The organism is Pokkaliibacter plantistimulans (assembly GCF_003194385.1).
Taxonomy (GTDB): Bacteria; Pseudomonadota; Gammaproteobacteria; order Pseudomonadales; family Balneatricaceae; genus Pokkaliibacter; species Pokkaliibacter plantistimulans.
On sequence record NZ_LAPT01000034.1, the window covers coordinates 57742 to 76871 of the forward strand.

Annotated in this window: 16 protein-coding genes; 15 read left to right on the forward strand and 1 reads right to left on the reverse strand. The window is 52.9% G+C overall.

All coding sequences use genetic code 11. The features are described from left to right. Nucleotides 1-6: 6 nt before the first annotated feature. From WH50_RS08460 to WH50_RS08530, 15 genes are all read left to right on the forward strand, one after another. The gene (locus tag WH50_RS08460; RefSeq protein ID WP_207780232.1) at nucleotides 7-1308 is read left to right on the forward strand and encodes a UDP-N-acetylmuramoyl-tripeptide--D-alanyl-D-alanine ligase; all 1302 of its coding nucleotides are present in this window, start codon (nucleotides 7-9) and stop codon (nucleotides 1306-1308) included. A 1-nt stretch (nucleotide 1309) separates the two neighbouring features. Next, on the forward strand, nucleotides 1310-2395 hold the full coding sequence (gene mraY, locus WH50_RS08465) for a phospho-N-acetylmuramoyl-pentapeptide-transferase (protein WP_104156468.1): 1086 nt from the start codon (nucleotides 1310-1312) through the stop codon (nucleotides 2393-2395). A 10-nt stretch (nucleotides 2396-2405) separates the two neighbouring features. Beyond that, nucleotides 2406-3752: a UDP-N-acetylmuramoyl-L-alanine--D-glutamate ligase gene (gene murD / locus WH50_RS08470; RefSeq protein WP_110186919.1), complete on the forward strand. Its 1347-nt coding sequence runs from the start codon at nucleotides 2406-2408 to the stop codon at nucleotides 3750-3752. Continuing rightward, entirely contained in the window at nucleotides 3749-4939 is a 1191-nt protein-coding gene (gene ftsW / locus WH50_RS08475) for a putative lipid II flippase FtsW (protein ID WP_110186920.1), read from the forward strand. Before murD ends, ftsW begins: the two co-directional genes overlap by 4 nt. Beyond that, nucleotides 4932-6023 (forward strand): undecaprenyldiphospho-muramoylpentapeptide beta-N-acetylglucosaminyltransferase, encoded by a 1092-nt coding sequence (gene murG / locus WH50_RS08480; protein WP_110186921.1) that lies wholly within the window; start codon nucleotides 4932-4934, stop codon nucleotides 6021-6023. Before ftsW ends, murG begins: the two co-directional genes overlap by 8 nt. 28 nt (nucleotides 6024-6051) lie before the next feature. Then, entirely contained in the window at nucleotides 6052-7446 is a 1395-nt protein-coding gene (murC, locus tag WH50_RS08485) for a UDP-N-acetylmuramate--L-alanine ligase (protein ID WP_110186932.1), read from the forward strand. Continuing rightward, nucleotides 7443-8405, forward strand: a complete 963-nt coding sequence (locus tag WH50_RS08490) for a D-alanine--D-alanine ligase (protein ID WP_110186922.1) — start codon at nucleotides 7443-7445, stop codon at nucleotides 8403-8405. The genes murC and WH50_RS08490 overlap by 4 nt, the downstream gene beginning before the upstream one ends. A 209-nt stretch (nucleotides 8406-8614) precedes the next feature. After that, on the forward strand, nucleotides 8615-9232 hold the full coding sequence (locus WH50_RS08495; protein WP_165838361.1) for a cell division protein FtsQ/DivIB: 618 nt from the start codon (nucleotides 8615-8617) through the stop codon (nucleotides 9230-9232). Between the two features lie 116 nt (nucleotides 9233-9348). Next, on the forward strand, nucleotides 9349-10602 hold the full coding sequence (ftsA, locus tag WH50_RS08500; RefSeq protein ID WP_104156474.1) for a cell division protein FtsA: 1254 nt from the start codon (nucleotides 9349-9351) through the stop codon (nucleotides 10600-10602). 49 nt (nucleotides 10603-10651) lie between these two features. Next, nucleotides 10652-11824: a cell division protein FtsZ gene (gene ftsZ / locus WH50_RS08505; RefSeq protein WP_104156475.1), complete on the forward strand. Its 1173-nt coding sequence runs from the start codon at nucleotides 10652-10654 to the stop codon at nucleotides 11822-11824. 103 nt (nucleotides 11825-11927) lie between these two features. Next, nucleotides 11928-12839, forward strand: coding sequence for a UDP-3-O-acyl-N-acetylglucosamine deacetylase (gene lpxC / locus WH50_RS08510; protein ID WP_104156476.1), 912 nt, complete (start codon nucleotides 11928-11930; stop codon nucleotides 12837-12839). 144 nt (nucleotides 12840-12983) lie between these two features. Then, nucleotides 12984-15734 carry a preprotein translocase subunit SecA gene (gene secA / locus WH50_RS08515; RefSeq protein ID WP_110186924.1) on the forward strand — a complete coding sequence of 917 codons (2751 nt, stop codon included), beginning with the start codon at nucleotides 12984-12986 and terminating at the stop codon, nucleotides 15732-15734. A gap of 118 nt (nucleotides 15735-15852) precedes the next feature. After that, entirely contained in the window at nucleotides 15853-17070 is a 1218-nt protein-coding gene (argJ, locus tag WH50_RS08520) for a bifunctional glutamate N-acetyltransferase/amino-acid acetyltransferase ArgJ (protein ID WP_110186925.1), read from the forward strand. Nucleotides 17071-17073: 3 nt separating this feature from the next. Then, complete coding sequence (locus WH50_RS08525) at nucleotides 17074-18009, forward strand: Nudix family hydrolase (RefSeq protein WP_110186926.1); 936 nt, start codon at nucleotides 17074-17076, stop codon at nucleotides 18007-18009. Further along, on the forward strand, nucleotides 18006-18266 hold the full coding sequence (locus WH50_RS08530) for a YheU family protein (protein WP_104156480.1): 261 nt from the start codon (nucleotides 18006-18008) through the stop codon (nucleotides 18264-18266). Before WH50_RS08525 ends, WH50_RS08530 begins: the two co-directional genes overlap by 4 nt. Before the next feature lie 35 nt (nucleotides 18267-18301). On the opposite strand, the gene WH50_RS08535 is transcribed toward WH50_RS08530, so the two are convergent. Then, nucleotides 18302-18973, reverse strand: coding sequence for a CBS domain-containing protein (locus WH50_RS08535; protein WP_104156481.1), 672 nt, complete (start codon nucleotides 18971-18973; stop codon nucleotides 18302-18304). Between the last annotated feature and the right edge of the window lie 157 nt (nucleotides 18974-19130).

The window sequence follows — 19130 nt, forward strand, 5'->3', positions numbered from 1 at the left end:
GCGTCGGTGACTACTGATTCACGTAATGTGCCAGAGGGCAGCGTTTTCGTGGCTCTGGTCGGTGAGCGTTTTGATGGCCATGACTTTATCGCAGAGGTAGAGCGGCAGGGGGCAGCTGCAGTTGTTGCATCTCGCCCGGTTAGTACGAGTCTCCCGGTATTTATAGTCGACAATACCCTGACAGCACTAGGGAAACTTGGCTATGCCAACCGTCAGCGTTTTTCAGGCAAAGTTGCGGCGGTGACCGGTAGTAGCGGAAAAACGACGGTGAAAGAAATGCTGGCCGCCATCATGGCCACGCAAGGTAGCGTACTGGCTACCAAAGGTAACCTGAACAATGAAATTGGTGCGCCGCAGACATTACTGCAGCTATCTGACCAGCACCAGTATGGCGTGATTGAGCTGGGCGCCAGTGCGATTGGTGAAATAGCCCGTACAGTGGCAATGACCTGTCCGCATGTGTCTATTCTCAATAATGCTGCGGGTGCTCATCTTGAGGGGTTTGGATCACTGGCAGGCGTGGTGCAGGCAAAGGGTGAAATTATTGATGGTTTGTTGCCAGGAGGGACCGCTGTTCTTAACGGTGACGACCCACACTTTTCCATCTGGCAGCAACGAGCCGCTGAACAGTCGCTTGATGTTCTGGTCTTCGGTGTTGATGCCGAATGGGCCGATGTGCGTGCGTGCAAAGCTCAGATCTCGCCTGTAGGTACCTGGGGTTTTGAGTTGCATTTGCCGGATGGGACCTTCTCACCTGTGCAGCTGGCGTTGCCGGGTCAGCACAACATTCGCAATGCCCTCGCAGCGGCCGCTGCTGCGTTTGTTCAGGGCGTCACCGTTGAAGATATCGCCACAGGATTAGAGCAGGTAAGGGCAACGCCAGGGCGCTGCTTCCCGATCATTACCGCTGATGGTATGCGCCTGCTTGATGACACCTACAATGCCAACCCTGCCTCGATGAAAGCAGCGATTGATATGTTAATGTCGCTGCCCGGGCCACAGGTACTGACGTTGGGCAGTATGGCTGAACTCGGGGACAGTGCGGTTGATGCTCACTTCGACGTGGGACGTTATGCCGCCGAATGTGGTGTGCCGATGATGTTCTGTTGTGGGCCATTTGCAGCAGCACTCAAGGAGGGCTTCGACTCCTGTGAGGGGAAAGGTCAGGCATTCTCGTTTACAGATAAGCAAACGCTGATAGATCAGCTCAGAAATAAGGTAGATGCAAGCATGGTAGTACTGTGTAAGGGATCACGGAGTGCACAGATGGAAGTCGTGATTCAGGCTTTGCGCGGGGAGACCAACTGAGATGTTGCTCTGGCTTGCTACCTGGCTCAGTGAGTATCACACCGGCTTTGCTGTATTCCAGTATCTGACCCTGCGCGGCATCCTGGGTGTGCTGACGGCGCTGGGGCTTTCACTGGCTATTGGCCCGCTGATGATTCGTACCTTGCGCCAGTACCAGATTGGTCAGGCTGTGCGCAATGACGGCCCTCAGAGTCACCTGAGTAAAGCCGGTACACCTACTATGGGTGGGGCGTTGATACTGATTTCTATCGCTATCAGCACGCTATTGTGGGCCGATCTCAACAATCGCTATATCTGGGTTGTTCTGGCCGTAATGTTCGTCTTCGGTGCGGTAGGCTGGGTCGATGACTACCGCAAGGTGATCGAAAAGAACTCCAAAGGCCTGCCAGCACGCTGGAAGTACTTCTGGCAGTCAGTAGGCGGCATCGGCGCCGCTGCATTTCTCTACGCAACGGCCAGCACCGCAGCGGAAACAACCCTGATTATTCCGATGATCAAGCATTGGGCTATCCCTTTGGGAATGGTGGGTTTCGTGGTGTTTACCTATCTGGTGATTGTGGGCAGCTCCAATGCGGTCAACCTTACCGATGGCCTGGATGGTCTGGCGATCATGCCAACGGTCATGGTGGCGGGGGCAATGGGAATCTTTGCTTATGTCACTGGTAACGCCAAATTCGCTGAATATCTGCTGATCCCTTATGTACAGGGCAGCGGTGAGCTGCTGGTGATCTGTGGTGCTGTAGTTGGAGCAGGCCTCGGCTTCCTGTGGTTCAACACCTATCCCGCCCAGGTCTTCATGGGGGATGTAGGTGCTCTGGCATTGGGGGCTGTACTTGGCACCATGGCTGTCATCGTGCGTCAGGAGCTAGTGCTGTTCATCATGGGGGGCGTCTTCGTGATGGAGACGGTTTCCGTGATTTTGCAGGTCGCCTCTTTCAAGCTCACCGGACGCCGTATTTTTCGGATGGCTCCGCTGCATCATCACTTTGAACTGAAGGGCTGGCCAGAACCACGTGTTATTGTGCGCTTCTGGATTGTTACCGTCATGCTCGTGCTGATCGGGCTTGCGACATTGAAGATTCGTTGAGGATGTGTTGGTGGAATTTATCACCTCAGATCAACTGACCATAGTAGTGGGGCTGGGTAAAACCGGCCTCAGCTGCGTCCGCTTCCTCAAGGCACGTAACCGTCGTGTCGCTGTGGTGGATACTCGTGAGCAACCGCCAGGTCTGGAACAATTGATCAGGGAGTTTCCTGATGTGGCGATTGAGTGCGGACCATTGCAGGAGCGCACCCTTAGTCTTGCGAGCGAGTTGATCGTAAGCCCCGGCTTGTCAATAAAGACACCGGCCATCGCGGCAGCAGCTGCAAATGGCGTAAAAGTCTGCGGTGATATCGAGCTGTTCTGTCGTGAAGCAAAGGCACCCATTGTCGCGATTACGGGGTCCAACGCTAAAAGCACCGTTACTACGCTGGTCGGAGAGATGGCCAGGACGGCAGGCTGGCAGGTAGCGGTGGGGGGCAATATCGGTACACCTGCGCTGGATTTGCCATTGGTCGATGTTGACCTGTATGTCCTTGAGCTTTCCAGTTTCCAGTTGGAAACCACCCATTCACTTCGTGCAGAAGTAGCGACGGTTCTGAACGTAAGCCCTGACCATCTGGACCGCTACGATGGAATGGCTGACTACCATCAAGCCAAGCACCGTATATTTCGCGGCTGCAAACAGGTCGTAGTGAACAAGGACGATCCGTTGTCCAGCCCATTAGTGTCTGAACAGGTAAAACAACACTTCTTCACTCTGGGGCGCAGTGATCTCAATGCATTCGGGGTGGATTACGATGAGCAGGGACGTGCCTGGCTGGCTTACCGCATGCAGCCATTGATGGCAGCCGACGAAGTTCGCATTCAGGGGCTGCACAATACAGCCAATGCATTGGCTGCACTGGCATTGGGGAATGCTGTCGGTTTACCGATGGCCTCAATGCTTGAGACTTTGCGTCAGTTCCCTGGGTTGCCTCATCGCTGTGCTTGGGTTAGGGCATTGCATGGAGTGAATTACTACAACGACTCCAAGGGCACCAATGTGGGTTCAACGGTGGCCGCGTTGCAGGGCTTTGGACAGACATCAGCAGGAAAGGTGGTGCTGATCGCAGGTGGGGATGGCAAAGGCGCTTCCTTTGAGGATTTGCGTCAGCCTCTGGCGAAGTTTGCCCGTGCTTTGGTGCAGCTGGGGCGAGATGGTGAGCAGATTGCTGCATGTGCAACGGGGCTTGAAGTGCGCCGTGCCGAGTCGATGGAGCAGGCTGTCAGTCTGGCGCAGGCGCTCGCCCAAGAGGGGGATGTGGTGCTGCTTTCCCCCGCCTGTGCCAGTCTGGATATGTTTAAGAATTATGAGCACAGGGGTGAGGTATTCACTCAGGCTGTGGAGGCGCTGACATGAGTAAGTGGCGCCAGGGACAACCTGTAGAAGTGCCTGTGTATGGCCGCATCAGCGGCCCGTTTGACGGTTGGCTGTTGGTCATTACCGTCACACTGCTGCTGATAGGGGTCATTATGGTGACTTCGGCCTCGATGGAAGTGGCAGAAGTTCGCTTTCATGATCCGTTCTATCAGGTCAAACGCCATGTGGCGTTCATCATTGTGGCAGTGGTTGCCGCCTGTTTTACTTGGCGAGTGCCTATGGAGTACTGGCAGCGTCAGCACTGGTGGCTGTTGCTGATTGCAATTGCTTTGCTGGTGTTGGTGCTGGTACCGGGCATTGGCAGGGTGGTAAACGGTAGCTCGCGCTGGTTGCATCTGGGGCCAATCAATGTTCAGGCATCGGAAGTCGCCAAGTTGTTTCTGATGATGTATCTGGCCAGCTATATGGCCCGGCGTCTGGAAGAGGTGAGGACGCAGTGGTCTGGTTTCTTCAAGGCGATGTTGATACTGGCTTTGCCAATCATGCTGATGCTGATGGAGCCTGACCTCGGGGCTGTCGTTGTTACCCTGGGGATTGCGCTGGGTATGGTGTTTATGGGCGGGATGCGCCTATGGCAATTCTGGCTGGTAATCGTTAGCTGTCTGGCTGCGGTGGGTGCTGGTGCCTGGATGGAAGACTATCGACGTCAGCGTCTGCTTACTTATCTTGATCCATGGGCCGATCCGTACGGTAGCGGATATCAGCTTACGCAAGCGCAGATAGCCTTTGGTCGTGGCGACTGGTTCGGCCTGGGGCTGGGGAACAGTGTTCAGAAACTTTTTTACCTGCCGGAAGCTCATACTGACTTTGTTTATGCCGTGCTGGCGGAAGAGCTTGGCCTGGTAGGGGCATTGGCTGTTATCTGTCTCTATGCCTGGTTGGTATATCGTGCATTCCGCATCGGGCAGCGGGTAGAGCAGTTAGGTCAGCATTTTTCTGCTTTCATGGCGTATGGCACCGCACTGCTGATCGCGGGGCAAGCCTTTATTAACATCGGTGTGAATATTGGAGTGCTGCCTACCAAAGGTTTGACGTTGCCACTGATTTCCTATGGCGGCAGTAGTCTGGTTATCTGTCTGATGCTGATTTCCATTCTGCTCCGCATTGATCATGAGGGACGTAAGGAAGCGTTACGACGAGCTCAACTGGGAGGAGCGCATGGTTAGTGAGAAACCCAAGGTTGCCCTGATCATGGCCGGTGGTACCGGTGGGCATGTATTCCCCGCCCTGGCTACTGCAGAGCGGTTGCGCCAGCAGGGGTACCAGATTCACTGGCTGGGAACTATGGCAGGTATTGAGGCCAAAATCGTGCCACAAGCTGAGATCCCGCTGCATGCCATTCAGGTGAGTGGTTTGCGTGGCAAGGGTATGGTGAAGCTGCTCAAGGCCCCCTTTTTGTTGGCGCGCGCCTGTGGCCAGGCACTCAAGGTCGTCAGTAGCCTCAAGCCAAATGTAGTGCTGGGTATGGGTGGCTTTGCCAGTGGCCCGGGTGGTCTGGCGGCAAAGTTACTGGGCCGCCCTCTGGTCATCCATGAGCAGAATGCCGTTCCAGGCATGACCAACAAGCTGCTCGCACGTATGGCTAAACGGGTATTGGTGGCCTTTCCAGATGCTCTGACCAAGCTGCCTGATGCAGAGGTAGTAGGAAATCCTATTCGCAGAGCGGTGTGTAGCCTGCCTGATCCGGCTCAACGCTATGGTGTTCGGGCTGGCCGTATTCGCGTGCTGGTAGTGGGTGGAAGTCTCGGCGCTGCAGCGATCAACGCTGTCATTCCCCGCTGGTTAGCCGCATTGTCTGAAGAAGTTCGCCCTGAAGTCTGGCATCAGACTGGGGAGCGTCATCTGGAAGCAACCCGGAGCTTTTATCAGGAGCAGGGTATGGCCGCCCGTATAGTGCCTTTCATCGATGACATGGCAGACGCCTATGGCTGGGCCGATCTGGTGATCTGTCGCTCGGGGGCGCTGACTGTCAGTGAGCTGAGTGCCGCTGGTGTAGCCTCGGTATTGATCCCGTTTCCCTTTGCGGTCGATGACCATCAGACGGCTAATGGCAGACATTTGGAAAACGCCGGTGCGGCAGTGTTGATTCAGCAAGCTGCACTGTCGGTCGAAAGTCTCAAAGACTTGTATTTGAACCGCCTGCAACAGCGGTCGGCATTGCAGCACATGGCGGAAGCGGCTTATGCGCAGTCAAAGCCCGAAGCAGCAGAGCGCGTTGCAGAGGTATGTAAGGAGATCAGTCTTGGCTGAAGTTAACGGAGTCACCGGCATTCCAGAGATGCGCCGCATACGTCGTATCCATTTCGTGGGAATCGGGGGCGTAGGCATGTGTGGTATTGCTGAAGTATTGCTGAATCAGGGTTATCTGATCTCTGGCTCAGATCTCAAGCCCTCCGCCACCACCAGCCGACTGGAGGAGCAGGGGGCTCGTATCGTCATCGGTCATAAGGCAGAAAACATCAGCGATGTTGATGTGGTGGTCATTTCTTCTGCGGTAAAGGCTGATAACCCTGAACTAGTGGCTGCCCGTGAGATGCGAGTGCCGGTGGTGCGTCGTGCAGAAATGCTGGCTGAGCTCATGCGGTATCGTCATGGTATTGCGATCGCGGGGACACATGGCAAGACCACAACCACCAGCTTGGTTGCATCTGTCCTTACTCAGGGCGGACTTGATCCGACCTATGTTATCGGCGGACGTCTGACCAGTGCCGGCACTAATGCCAAGTTGGGGGCCAGTCGTTATCTGGTGGCAGAGGCAGACGAAAGCGATGCGTCTTTCCTGCACCTGCAACCCATGATTGCGGTGGTGACCAACATTGATGCAGATCATATGGACACCTATGGCGGTGATTTTGGTCGCCTGAAGCAGACCTTTATCGATTTTCTGCATAACTTGCCGTTCTATGGATTGGCCGTGGTCTGTGTCGATGACCCGGTGATTCGTGAATTATTGCCACAGATTAGCCGGCCGACTGTCACCTACGGTTTCAGTGAGGACGCTGATGTACGAGCTGTTGATGTTGAACAGGATGGTCTGCGTACTCGTTTTATGGTGGTAACCAAAGGATCGCCTGATCTGACCATTACCCTCAACCTGCCCGGACAGCATAACGTCCTCAATGCTCTGGCTACTATTGCGATTGCCCGTGATGAGGGTGTAGCGGATGAGCAGATTGCCATCGCTTTACAGCAATTCATGGGGGTTGGCCGGCGTTTTCAGGTACTGGCAGAGTTGCCCAGCAAGGACGGCGGTACGGCTACGCTGGTTGACGACTACGGTCATCATCCGCGCGAGGTTGCTGCAACCATTAAGGCATTCCGTGATGGTTGGCCAGGACGCCGTCTTGTGATGGTCTATCAGCCTCACCGGTACACTCGCACCCGCGATCTCTATGAGGACTTTGTTCAAGTCCTGTCAGAGGTCGATACGCTGATTCTTATGGAAGTGTATTCAGCTGGTGAAGAGCCTATACAGGGAGCCGATAGTCGCAGCCTGTGCCGTAGTATTCGTCAGCGTGGGCAGGTGGAGCCGGTTTATGCTGAGAATGCAGCAGAAGCCATGGCCATTCTGCCTAATCTGATTCAGAACGGTGATTTGGTGTTGACCCAGGGTGCAGGCGATATCAGTGGCTTGGCCCAGCAACTAGCTCGTGAAGCAGGTAACAAGCCATGAACGCTCAGCAGGCGTTGATCAGGCAGGCTGGCAGGGTTGCAGTACTGATGGGGGGTGAGTCTGCTGAAAGGGAGGTTTCACTCAAGAGTGGTAAGGCCGTTTTAGCTGCTTTACAAAGTGCTGGAGTTGATGCTTTTGCGGTGGATTTCCTCGTGGAGGCTGACAGTAACCTGCTGCAACAGTTGGCATCATTAGAGTTTGATACGGCCTTTATCATACTGCATGGCCGCGGTGGTGAGGATGGCGTGGTGCAGGCAGCATTGCAAATGCTGGGTAAGCCCTACACCGGTAGTGGCGTGGCTGCTTCTGCTCTGGCTATGGACAAATGGCGTACCAAGCTGGTTTGGCATGCTTTGGGGCTACCTACCAAGCCATCCAGTCTGATCAATGCAGAGACAGACCCTGCCGGGCTGATTAGCCAGCTGGGGTTACCCTTGGCAATCAAGCCTGTGCATGAAGGTTCCAGTGTCGGTCTGATGAAGGTTAACTCCGAGAAAATGTTGGGTGATGCGTGCCTGGTCGCGGGGAGGCATGACTCGATGATCATGGCAGAACCCTGGATAAGTGGTAAGGAGTTAACTGTTGCGATTGTAAATGGCAAAGTGCTAACGCCTATCTGGCTCCAGACGACGCATGAATTCTATGACTATGATGCCAAATACCTGGCAAATGACACTCGTTACAATTTTGATACTGGCTTAGATATTGCAGAACTTACAGAATTGACGAGAATCTGTCAGCAAGCCTTTGATGTTATTGGGTGTCATGGTTGGGGACGGTTGGATCTGATCCGTGATGAGCAAGGTAGAAGCTGGTTGTTGGAAGTTAATACCGTGCCAGGTATGACGGATCATAGTTTAGTTCCCATGGCGGCCAAACAGGCGGGGATGTCGATGGAGGTGCTGGTGTTGGAAATTCTGGCATCGGCTTTTGATCGTAGCCCGCAGGCGAGAGGTTAACGATGAGTACCCGGGGGTTCGAATTTCAGGTGCGCTCTTCCGAGCGTCCACGAGGGGCGACAAGGCTGACACCTCGGGTGCAAAAACCTAAGGTTCGGTTGCCTTGGAAAAAGTGGTTCGGTTGGCTGTTCAATCTGATGGCGCTAATCGTTCTGGTTGTCGGCGCAATCTGTGGCGGACAAGCCCTATGGCCCTGGCTGAATCGGCCTGTGACTGAAATCAGCGTACAAGGCAATATGCATTACGTAGATGGTCAAGCATTACACGCACTGTTGCAGGAAGAGGTAAAAGGAGCATTTTTTGATCTCGACCTCAACAGCATCCAGAAAATGGTTGAAGCGAATCCCTGGGTGGAAAGGGTAGACATTCACCGGATATGGCCTGATCGCCTGGTAGTCAATGTTGATGAGGAGCTGCCGGTTGCGCGCTGGGGTGACAAACAACTGGTTAACTCAGTCGGACGTATTTTTACTCCTCAACAGGCGCAGCTGGATGAGCTGGCCGGTTTGCCAAGATTGTATGGTCCGGATGATCAGGTGCAGGAGGCTATGCGGTATTTTTCTACTCTGAGTCAGCAGCTACGCCCGCTGCAAATGAAGATCAGTGATCTTATTTTGGAAAAGCGCGGAGCCTGGACTGTGGATGTCATTGTTGCGGACCAGCCACTGCGTATTTTGCTGGGGCGGGAAGACCTTCGTGAACGCCTATATCGGTTCAGTACGATATATACTGCCGCTCTGAAAGATCGAATCAGTCAGATTGAGCAAATTGATGTACGTCACACCAACGGGGTGGCCGTACGCTGGAAACAGCCTGCGTCAACTTGAGATAAGCCTGTGGCACCATGGCAAAGGAATAAACCCGTAATGCACAGTCAACGCATTTATCAGAATCCAGAGTTTGGTAGGAACCAGACCTTATCACGACAAGCAGAGATGCAAGCATGAGTGGTGTAGCAGATACGAATATGATTGTCGGACTGGATATCGGTACGTCTAAAGTGGTGGCTATTGTCGGGGAAGTAGGTCCTGACGGTGAAATTGAGATTGTTGGCGTTGGCTCTCATGCTTCGCGTGGTATGAAGCGAGGCGTGGTCGTCAATATCGAGTCGACAGTGCATTCCATTCAGCGTGCGGTGGAAGAAGCTGAACTGATGGCTGGATGTAAAGTTCACTCCGTGACGGTTGGCATTGCAGGCAGCCATATCATGAGTCAGAACTCCCATGGCATGGTTGCTATTCGCGACCGTGAGGTGGTTACCCAGGACGTCGAGCGTGTCATCGATGCAGCACGTGCTGTACCTGAACTTGACAAAGAAAAGATGCGTATTCTGCATATCCTGCCACAGGAGTATGTCATCGATAATCAGGAGGGCATCCGTGACCCTCTCGGAATGTCTGGTGTACGTCTGGAGGCTAGAGTTCACCTGGTAACGGCTGCACTGAACGCGGCACACAACATCGAGAAGTGTATTCGTCAGTGTGGCCTCGAAGTTGACACCATGGTGCTGGAGCAGCTGGCTTCAAGTTACGCTGTGCTTACCGAAGATGAAAAAGAGCTCGGCGTCTGCATGATTGATATCGGAGGCGGCACGTCGGATATGGCGATCTTCACCGGAGGTGCTATTCGTCACACTGCAGTGATACCGATTGGTGGCGATCAGGTTACCAACGATATTGCTATGGCATTGCGTACCCCGACTCAACATGCAGAAGAGATCAAGACCAAGTACGCCTGTGCACTGGGTAAGCTGGCAAGTGCCAGTGAAGCAATCAAGGTACCCAGTGTCGGTGATCGACCCGCGCGAGATCTGTCTCGTCAGTCTTTGGCAGAAGTGGTTGAACCTCGTTATGCCGAACTGTTTGAAATGATTCAGAACAAGATTCGCGAAAGCGGTTATGAGGATTTGATTGCTGCGGGTATTGTGCTGACCGGCGGTACTTCAAAAATGGAGGGAGTGGTCGAACTGGCGGAGGAAATTTTCCATATGCCGGTTCGTTTGGCGTCACCAGTCGGCTTTAAAGGGCTGACTGACATAGTGAATAATCCGGTTTATTCCACTGCAGTAGGTCTGCTGCTCTACGCCAAACATGAGCGAGGAGAGCGGGTGCTGATGGATTCAGTTATCCCTGGTAAGCGTGAACCAGAGGAAGGCTTTATGGGCCGGATGCGTCGCTGGATTCAGGATAAATTCTGATAACTTATTGCTTGTGAGAGAGAGGCCTTGCGGTCTGGAGGAGAGGGAGATGTTTGAATTGGTCGATAAAGCGCCGCAAAACGCGGTCATTAAAGTTATTGGCGTTGGTGGTGGTGGCGGCAACGCAGTGAACCACATGGTCACCTCTTCAGTTGAAGGGGTTGAGTTTATCTGCGCCAATACGGATGCACAGGCTCTCAAAGACATGGGTGCTCGCAGTGTGCTGCAGTTGGGTAGTGAGATAACCAAAGGGTTGGGCGCTGGTGCTAATCCTGATATTGGTCGTGAAGCTGCACTCGAGGATCGTGAGCGCATCGCTGAGGTAATGCAAGGTGCCGACATGGTCTTCATTACTGCTGGGATGGGTGGTGGTACCGGTACTGGTGCTGCACCTGTTGTGGCTGAAGTGGCCAAGGAGATGGGCATACTGACGGTTGCAGTGGTAACCAAGCCTTTCCCGTTTGAAGGCCGCAAGCGTATGCAGATTGCGATGGAAGGTATCCGTCAGCTGCAAGAGCACGTCGATTCTCTGATCATCATCCCTAACGAGAAATTGTTACCTGTTCTGGGTAAGAATGTTTCCCTGATTAATGCTTTTGCGGCAGCAAACGACGTGTTGCAAGGTGCTGTGCAGGGGATTGCTGACCTGATTATCCGGCCTGGTATGATCAACGTTGACTTTGCTGACGTGAAAACTGTCATGTCAGAAATGGGCATGGCGATGATGGGTACGGGGAGTGCTCGTGGCGAAGGGCGTGCACGTGAAGCGGCAGAAGCGGCAATTCGTAGTCCTCTGCTGGAAGACATCGATCTGTGTGGCGCCAAGGGTATTCTCGTCAACATTACAGCGGGCCTGGATTTGGCGTTGGGCGAATTCTCTGAAGTAGGTAACACTGTTGAAGAGTTTGCTTCCGACGAGGCTACTATCGTTGTAGGTACTGTTATTGACCCGGAAATGAGTGATGAGCTGCGTGTGACGGTCGTCGCGACGGGTCTGGGAACCAAGCCTGAACCACAGATCAAAGTGGTAACGGCTAACCCAAGCGGTAAGGCCAAGCTGCCTGATAACTATGAGCAGTTGGAGATTCCTGCCGTTATGCGTCGTGGAGAGCCTGCAGCACCTGCGCCGGTTACCTCCAAGGATGCTGCTCGTCAAACGCCGCCGAAAGACAGCATGGAATACCTTGATATTCCTGCATTTTTGCGTCGCCAGGCAGATTGAGGGTAACGCTTTTTATCTAAGCGTTTCCCCAATGGCCAGTGCTAACTTGTAATGATAGAATGGCCGCTTAGTCTTTTTTGGGTTTAAGGTATTTGGCTTCGGCATGATTAAACAACGCACCCTGAAAAACAGTATTCGGGCTACCGGTGTGGGTTTGCATACCGGCGAAAAAGTTTACATGACTTTGAAGCCTGCTCCCGCTGATACTGGCGTGGTATTCCGACGGGTTGATATTGATCCGGAGGTAGAAATCAAGGCTTGGGCAGAAACTGTTGGCGACACAACCCTCTCCACAAATCTCGTCGACAATGGAATCCGGGTAGCTACCGTAGAGCATTTGATGTCTGCTTTTGCTGGGCTTGGCATAGATAACGCCTATGTTGAGCTGTCTGCAGCAGAAGTGCCCATCATGGATGGTAGTGCTGCGCCCTTCGTGTTCTTGATTCAATCCGCTGGCATTCAGGAGCTTCCAGCCCCTAAGCGGTTCATCCGAATCAAAAAGAAAGTGACGTTCGAACACGGTGATAAATGGGTCAGCTTTGAGCCTTATGATGGCTTCAAGGTGAGCTTCACCATCGATTTTGACCACCCCTTGTTCCGCGGCCAGAACACGCACGCAGAGCTTGATTTCTCCAGCACGTCTTATGTGAAAGAAATTAGCAGGGCGCGGACTTTTGGTTTTATGCGAGATATTGAATATCTGCGCTCAAAAAACCTGATTCTCGGCGGTAGCGTCGACAACGCGATTGTTGTGGATGACTACGGTATCGTGAATGATGGCGGCCTGCGTTACGAAGATGAGTTTGTAAAACATAAGATTCTTGACGCAGTTGGCGATCTGTATCTTTTGGGTCGTAGCCTGATCGGAGAGTTCAAAGGCTATAAGTCCGGCCATTTCCTGAACAACATGCTGCTTCGGGAGTTACTCAAGCATCGTGATTGTTGGGAGGTCGTGACATTCGATGCGGCTGAGCCTGCACCGATTTCTTATGCAGCACCTTTGGTGGCTGTGTGATATAAGCCGGCTTAATGCCGGCTTTGTCATCTTTCAAGGTGGCCTATCTTCAGCATGCCCCCCTGTTCTTACTAAGCCAAAGTTGCTATAACCTTGTGTTTCTTATCGGGATTTTCCGCCCTAGTCTGGTAACGATATTCGCTTATGATAGCCTCTCTAATTAGAAAACTCATCGGCAGCAAAAACGAACGTGAACTGCGCCGGATGGGAAAAATCGTCAATGCCATCAACGGTTTCGAAGCGCAACTTGGGTCCCTTGATGATGCTGCGCTGCAAGCCAAAACTGCTGAGTTCCGCTCCAGACTGGAGAAAGGCGAGTCTTTGGATCAAATTCTGCCAGAGGCGTTTGCTGTTGTGCGAGAAGCCTCCAAACGTGTCATGGGCATGCGTCATTTTGACGTGCAGATGATTGGCGGTATCACCCTGCACGAAGGGCGTGTAGCAGAGATGCGTACCGGTGAAGGTAAAACACTGGTGGCGACACTGCCTGTTTACCTGAATGCCCTGTCTGGTAAAGGTGTGCATGTTGTCACTGTAAACGACTACCTGGCACGACGAGATGCCGAGTGGATGCAGCCGCTTTATCAGTTTCTTGGCATGTCTGTCGGTATCATCGTTTCTGGCCAGGATCCGGAAATTAAGCGAATCGCCTATCGGGCAGATATCACCTACGGTACTAACAACGAATATGGCTTTGATTACCTGCGTGACAACATGGCCTTCTCCAAGGAAGATCGTGCGCAGCGGGGATTAAACTTTGCCGTCGTCGATGAGGTGGATTCTATCCTTATCGATGAAGCGCGCACACCTTTGATCATCTCCGGCATGGCTGAAGACAGTTCAGAACTGTACCGCAGTATTAATCGCCTTATTCCCATACTCAAATTTCAGGAGACTGTAGAGGAAGGCGAGGAAGTTGCTGAGCCTGGTCACTACACTCTGGATGAAAAACAACGTCAGGTTGAGCTCACAGAAGATGGCCATCAATATGTTGAGGAATGGCTGAGCCAGCAGGGGCTGCTGCCTGAGGGTGAAAGCCTGTATGCACCGCAATACCTGAGTCTGTTGCATCACGTACATGCAGGTTTGAAGGCACATGTAATTTTCCATAAAGACGTGGATTACATCGTTCGAAACGGTGAAGTCATCATTGTTGATGAGCACACCGGACGTACCATGGTTGGTCGCCGCTGGTCTGAAGGTATTCACCAGGCAGTGGAAGCGAAAGAAGGGGTTAAGATCAACCCTGAGTCGCAGACGCTGGCCTCCACGACTTTCCAGAACTATTTCCGTCTTTACAACAAGCTGTCGGGGATGACCGGTACCGCAGATACTGAAGCATTTGAGTTGCGTCAGATTTACGGCCTGGACGTGGTGGTCATTCCAACCCATCGTCCGATCCAGCGTAAAGACATGAACGACTTGGTGTACCTGACGGAAGCTGAGAAGTTCAATGCTGTTATCGAGGATATCCGCGAGCAGACTTCAACTGGCCGCCCTGTGCTGGTAGGTACGGCTTCTATTGAAACATCGGAGTTGGTGTCACAGCAGCTGAATAAGCTGGGTATCAAGCACAATGTGCTCAATGCTAAACAGCATGAGCGTGAAGCATTGATTATTGCGGAAGCGGGCCGTCCAGGAGCGGTGACCATCGCTACCAACATGGCAGGCCGTGGTACCGACATCATGCTGGGTGGTAACTGGAAGGCGGAATTGAGTCTTCTTGATAATGTCACTGCAGACGATGAAGCGCGTGCCAAAGCGGAATGGGAAGAGCGCCACCAGCAGGTGTTGAGTGCCGGTGGGTTGCATATCATAGGTACCGAGCGCCATGAGTCCCGCCGTATCGACAATCAGCTGCGTGGTCGTGCAGGGCGTCAGGGTGACCCAGGCTCCTCCCGCTTCTATCTTTCATTAGAAGACAACCTGATGCGTATCTTCGCTTCAGACCGCGTGCGCCAGATGATGGTGGCACTGGGAATGAAAGATGGAGAAGCGATTGAGCATAAGATGGTGAGTAATGCCATCGAGAAGGCACAACGTAAGGTGGAAGGGCGTAACTTCGATATCCGTAAGCAACTGCTGGAATTCGATGATGTTGCCAACGACCAGCGGCAGGTTATTTACCACCAGCGTAATGAGTTGCTTGAAGCGGACGACATTGCTGACACCATCAAGTCTATTCGTGTGGAAGTACTGTCGAATCTGGTCAGTGAGTTTGTGCCTCCCAATACGCTGGAAGAGCAGTGGGATCTTCAGGGGCTTGAAGAAGCTCTGGTGCGAGATTTCGATATCACTCTGCCATTGAGCCAGTGGCTCGAAGAGGATGAACATCTGCACGAGGAGCCCCTACGGGAGAAAATCCTTGCAGAGGTTCAGGGTGCCTATGATGTCAAAGAAGCTGTGGTTGGCGTGTCAACCATGCGGAGCTTCGAGAAGCAAGTGATGCTGCAGGTGCTCGACAATTTGTGGAAAGAGCACCTGTCCACCATGGATCACCTGCGGATGGGTATTCACCTGCGTGGCTACGCGCAGAAGAATCCCAAGCAGGAATACAAGCGTGAGTCTTTTGAGTTGTTCCAGAATTTGCTGAGTAACATCAAGAAAGACGTGATCCGTATTCTCTCGCATGTTCGCGTCAAAACTCAGGAAGAAGCGGCTGCCGAAGCAGAGGCGCTTGAGCAGATGCGTCGTGCAGAAGCAGCCAGTCAGCAGATGGAATATCAGCATGAGCAAGCATCAGCCATGGCTGATGAAACGTCTGGTGATGCATCCCAGGCTGACGGTAGTGACACGGAGCCGTTTGTACGTGAGCAGCCAAAGGTGGGACGCAATGATGCTTGTCCCTGCGGTTCAGGTAAGAAGTTCAAGCACTGTCACGGGCGCCTTGCCTGAGACGGGTTGCAGATAATACCAGCCGGGCTTGCCCGGCTGTTTTACATTAGCGCATCCCAATTTTGGTATTTTGCCCCATGGATGCTGCCATTTTTCAAGTGATTGCGGGAGTGCTGCAATGGCTGTTGGACCAGAAACTTTTCCTCATATGTATCCAGTCGCTGGTGTAGGTATCGGCGTAGCTGAAGCGGGTATCAAACGACCTGGCCGACGAGATGTTGTCGTTTTTTCTTTGGCTGAGGGCGGCACCGTCGCTGGAGTATTCACTCGTAATGCGTTCTGTGCCGCACCTGTGCACCTTTGTAAGGCTCGCCTCCAGGAAAAAGCGGCTGTACGTTATCTGCTGATCAATACGGGTAATGCCAACGCCGGAACGGGACCACGCGGTATGCAGGATGCGATGCGTTGCTGTAATGCCCTGGCTGGCCACGCGGGCGTTACTGAAAATCAGGTTATGCCTTTTTCTACCGGAGTGATCGGTGAACCTCTGCCAGTAGCCAAGATCGAAGCGGTGTTACCAGCGGCGCTTGAGCGTGTGGCGGAAGACAACTGGGAAAATGCAGCCTGGGGAATCATGACCACGGATACCCGTCCCAAAGGAGCCAGTGTTCAGCTAAGTATCGATGGGAAGACGGTCACCATTACGGGTATTTCCAAGGGAGCGGGCATGATCAAGCCGAATATGGCGACGATGCTTGGCTTTGTAGCCACTGATGCGGCTGTTGATCAGGCGTTATTGCAGCAACTGGCAAATGCTGGCGCGAATCAAAGCTTCAACCGTATCACTATCGATGGCGATACATCGACCAATGACTCCCTGATACTGATGGCGAGTGGCGCCAGTGGTGTGGAACTGGACGAGTCTCACGCGAACTTTATCGAGTTTCGTACTGCTTTATTCAAAGTGATGCAGGATCTGGCTCACGCCATCGTCAAAGACGGCGAGGGAGCCACTAAGTTTGTGACTGTTCGTGTTGAAGATGCCGTTGATAGCGAAGAAGCGCTGAAAGTTGCCTACGCGATTGCCCACTCTCCATTGGTTAAAACTGCTATGTCTGCCAGCGATCCAAACTGGGGACGTATTCTGGCTGCAGTAGGATATGCTGGCGTCCACGATCTGGATGTAACTGCTCTGCAAATATGGCTGGATGATGTATGCATCGTCAAAGATGGCGGCCGTGCAGAAAGTTATACCGAGGAGCAGGGCCAGGCTGTAATGAGCCTAGAAGCGTTCACGGTACGAGTCAACCTCGCTCGCGGTGGTGTGACGGAAACGGTCTGGACAACGGACCTGACGCAGGAATATGTTTCTATCAATGCGGACTATCGCAGTTAAACAATGGCAAAAGTGATCCATGTTGTAGCCGCTGCGATCTGTGATGATCGCGGTCAGGTGCTGGTTGCCAGACGTGCACAATCTGCCCATCAGGGTGGATTGTGGGAGTTTCCTGGTGGCAAGGTCGAAGTAGGTGAAAGTCGCGAGACTGCCCTGAGTCGTGAACTGCAGGAAGAGCTTGGGATTACCCCCAGTGATATGCGGCCATTAATTTGTCTGACTCACCATTATCCGGACAAGAGTGTCTGTCTGGATGTCTGGAAAGTATCGGCGTTTACTGGTGTGCCTGAGGGTAAGGAGGGGCAACCACTGGCTTGGGTTGCTGTTGATTCTCTCAATCCTGACGTTTTCCCCGCTGCCAATGCGCCAATAATCAAGGCTGTTCAGCTTTCTGAGCTGATAGCCGTCTCTCCAGCGGTGGCAACACACGAAGAGGCCAGACAGTGGCTGAAACAACAGCTGGCTGGCTCAGCAGGCATATTGCAGCTCAGATTGCCTGACTGGCAGCCTGAACAACGCATGGCGTTCGCGATTGAGCATGCGACCGATGTAGAGGCAGCAGGAAAACAGCTGTTAGTGAATGTCCCTGTGTCCTCATTCCGAGTAGGTACTGGTCTTGGGTTGCATTTGCCACAGCAGGATCTGATGTCATTGAGCCAGAGGCCTGTGCCTGTTGATACGCTGTTCACTGTCAGCTGTCATGATATAAAAAGCCTGCAAAAGGCAGAGGCCGTACATGCTGATGCCATCTTGTTAGGGACGGTATTGCCATCCGCTTCTCATCCTGATGGGGAGTGCTTGGGATGGGACTTGGCAGCTCAAATGATTAGCTCTGTGCGCACTCCAGTGTATTTGCTGGGAGGCATGAACAGTGACCACTTGTCACAAGCCTGGAACGCTGGAGCACAAGGTGTGGCAGGCATCAGGAGTTTTCTATGATTGTTCCATGGCAATCACTGTCAGCTGAAGCTCTGCAGGGAATTATAGAGGAGTTCGTTAGCCGCTCTGGAACAGATTATGGTGAGTACGAGTTTAGCCTTGCTGATAAGGTGGCACAGATTAAACGCGCCTTGAACGAAGGCTCTGTACTTATTGTCTGGAGTGAACTGACTCAGCAGGTGAATCTGATGTCCAGGGAAGAGTGGAGCAGAAACGCATCAACAATCAGTGCGGCGAATGACGAAGATTATCAGTGATTTATCGTTTGGCTTTCTGTGCTACATGCCATGGGCTAAACCCAGCTATCTGCATGGCTCATATTGAGCAGAGCTTGTAAGAGTACTGACTCGGTCACCATCCCCTGCAGGCGATTGTCCTGATCAATGACGGGCACCGCCTGCAGGGACTCTTTGACGAACAGGGATGCAATGTCTCTGACAGTTGCTGTCGGTAAGGACGAATAGAAGCGATGATTGCTGAGTTTTTGTGCGTTGGGCATTTGTGTGTAGAGATCTTGCCCGCCATATAACTGGAGCCACTGACCAAGGCTACGGGAGTCAAGCAATCCCCACGGTGTGCCCTGCTCTGAATTGACCACCAGTACCTCGCCGGGATGGTTTCGCAGTGCACTCTTCACTTCTTGCCAGTCGGCATCGGCCTCCAGCACAACGGAGACAGGCGCCATGATGTCTTTGACCAGCAGCTCAGGATGCCTTTGTTCTTCTGTTTGGGATAATTCTGCATAGGCTCTGCTGGCAATATTCTGTGGTGTTGCTTTCGCTTCCCTGCGCGTATTGGGGTCTAGTCTGTCCATGACGTCACTGAAGGCTTCGTTCTGGTGTTGGCTATCACTGCTGATGACCTGGCCGGTAGCCGCATTGATTTCTCTCACCCCTTTGGGGGGAAAGTTGCTGCGAACTGGAGTGGTCATCCGTTGGCCTTGCTCAAAAATATAGAAGACCATCACTTCACCTCCATACTGATCAATTGGTGGCCCTGTCTCTAACTACAGTCACACCGCGTATATTGCAGGCGGTGCACTTCCTCAGAAGACGGGCCACCCTCTAACAGGTCGTTGAAAATCTACCTGCGTAGTCGAATACCGCGTCAAAAACAGGCTC

What these genes read in the sequence shown, in the direction of transcription:
- WH50_RS08535 (WP_104156481.1), bottom strand. Translation starts at nt 18,973, where the DNA reads ATGGTCTTCTATATTTTTGAGCAAGGCCAACGGATGACCACTCCAGTT.
- argJ (WP_110186925.1), top strand. Translation starts at nt 15,853, where the DNA reads ATGGCTGTTGGACCAGAAACTTTTCCTCATATGTATCCAGTCGCTGGT.
- lpxC (WP_104156476.1), top strand. Translation starts at nt 11,928, where the DNA reads ATGATTAAACAACGCACCCTGAAAAACAGTATTCGGGCTACCGGTGTG.
- murG (WP_110186921.1), top strand. Translation starts at nt 4,932, where the DNA reads ATGGTTAGTGAGAAACCCAAGGTTGCCCTGATCATGGCCGGTGGTACC.
- mraY (WP_104156468.1), top strand. Translation starts at nt 1,310, where the DNA reads ATGTTGCTCTGGCTTGCTACCTGGCTCAGTGAGTATCACACCGGCTTT.
- secA (WP_110186924.1), top strand. Translation starts at nt 12,984, where the DNA reads ATGATAGCCTCTCTAATTAGAAAACTCATCGGCAGCAAAAACGAACGT.
- ftsZ (WP_104156475.1), top strand. Translation starts at nt 10,652, where the DNA reads ATGTTTGAATTGGTCGATAAAGCGCCGCAAAACGCGGTCATTAAAGTT.
- WH50_RS08525 (WP_110186926.1), top strand. Translation starts at nt 17,074, where the DNA reads ATGGCAAAAGTGATCCATGTTGTAGCCGCTGCGATCTGTGATGATCGC.
- murC (WP_110186932.1), top strand. Translation starts at nt 6,052, where the DNA reads ATGCGCCGCATACGTCGTATCCATTTCGTGGGAATCGGGGGCGTAGGC.
- WH50_RS08530 (WP_104156480.1), top strand. Translation starts at nt 18,006, where the DNA reads ATGATTGTTCCATGGCAATCACTGTCAGCTGAAGCTCTGCAGGGAATT.
- ftsW (WP_110186920.1), top strand. Translation starts at nt 3,749, where the DNA reads ATGAGTAAGTGGCGCCAGGGACAACCTGTAGAAGTGCCTGTGTATGGC.
- WH50_RS08490 (WP_110186922.1), top strand. Translation starts at nt 7,443, where the DNA reads ATGAACGCTCAGCAGGCGTTGATCAGGCAGGCTGGCAGGGTTGCAGTA.
- ftsA (WP_104156474.1), top strand. Translation starts at nt 9,349, where the DNA reads ATGAGTGGTGTAGCAGATACGAATATGATTGTCGGACTGGATATCGGT.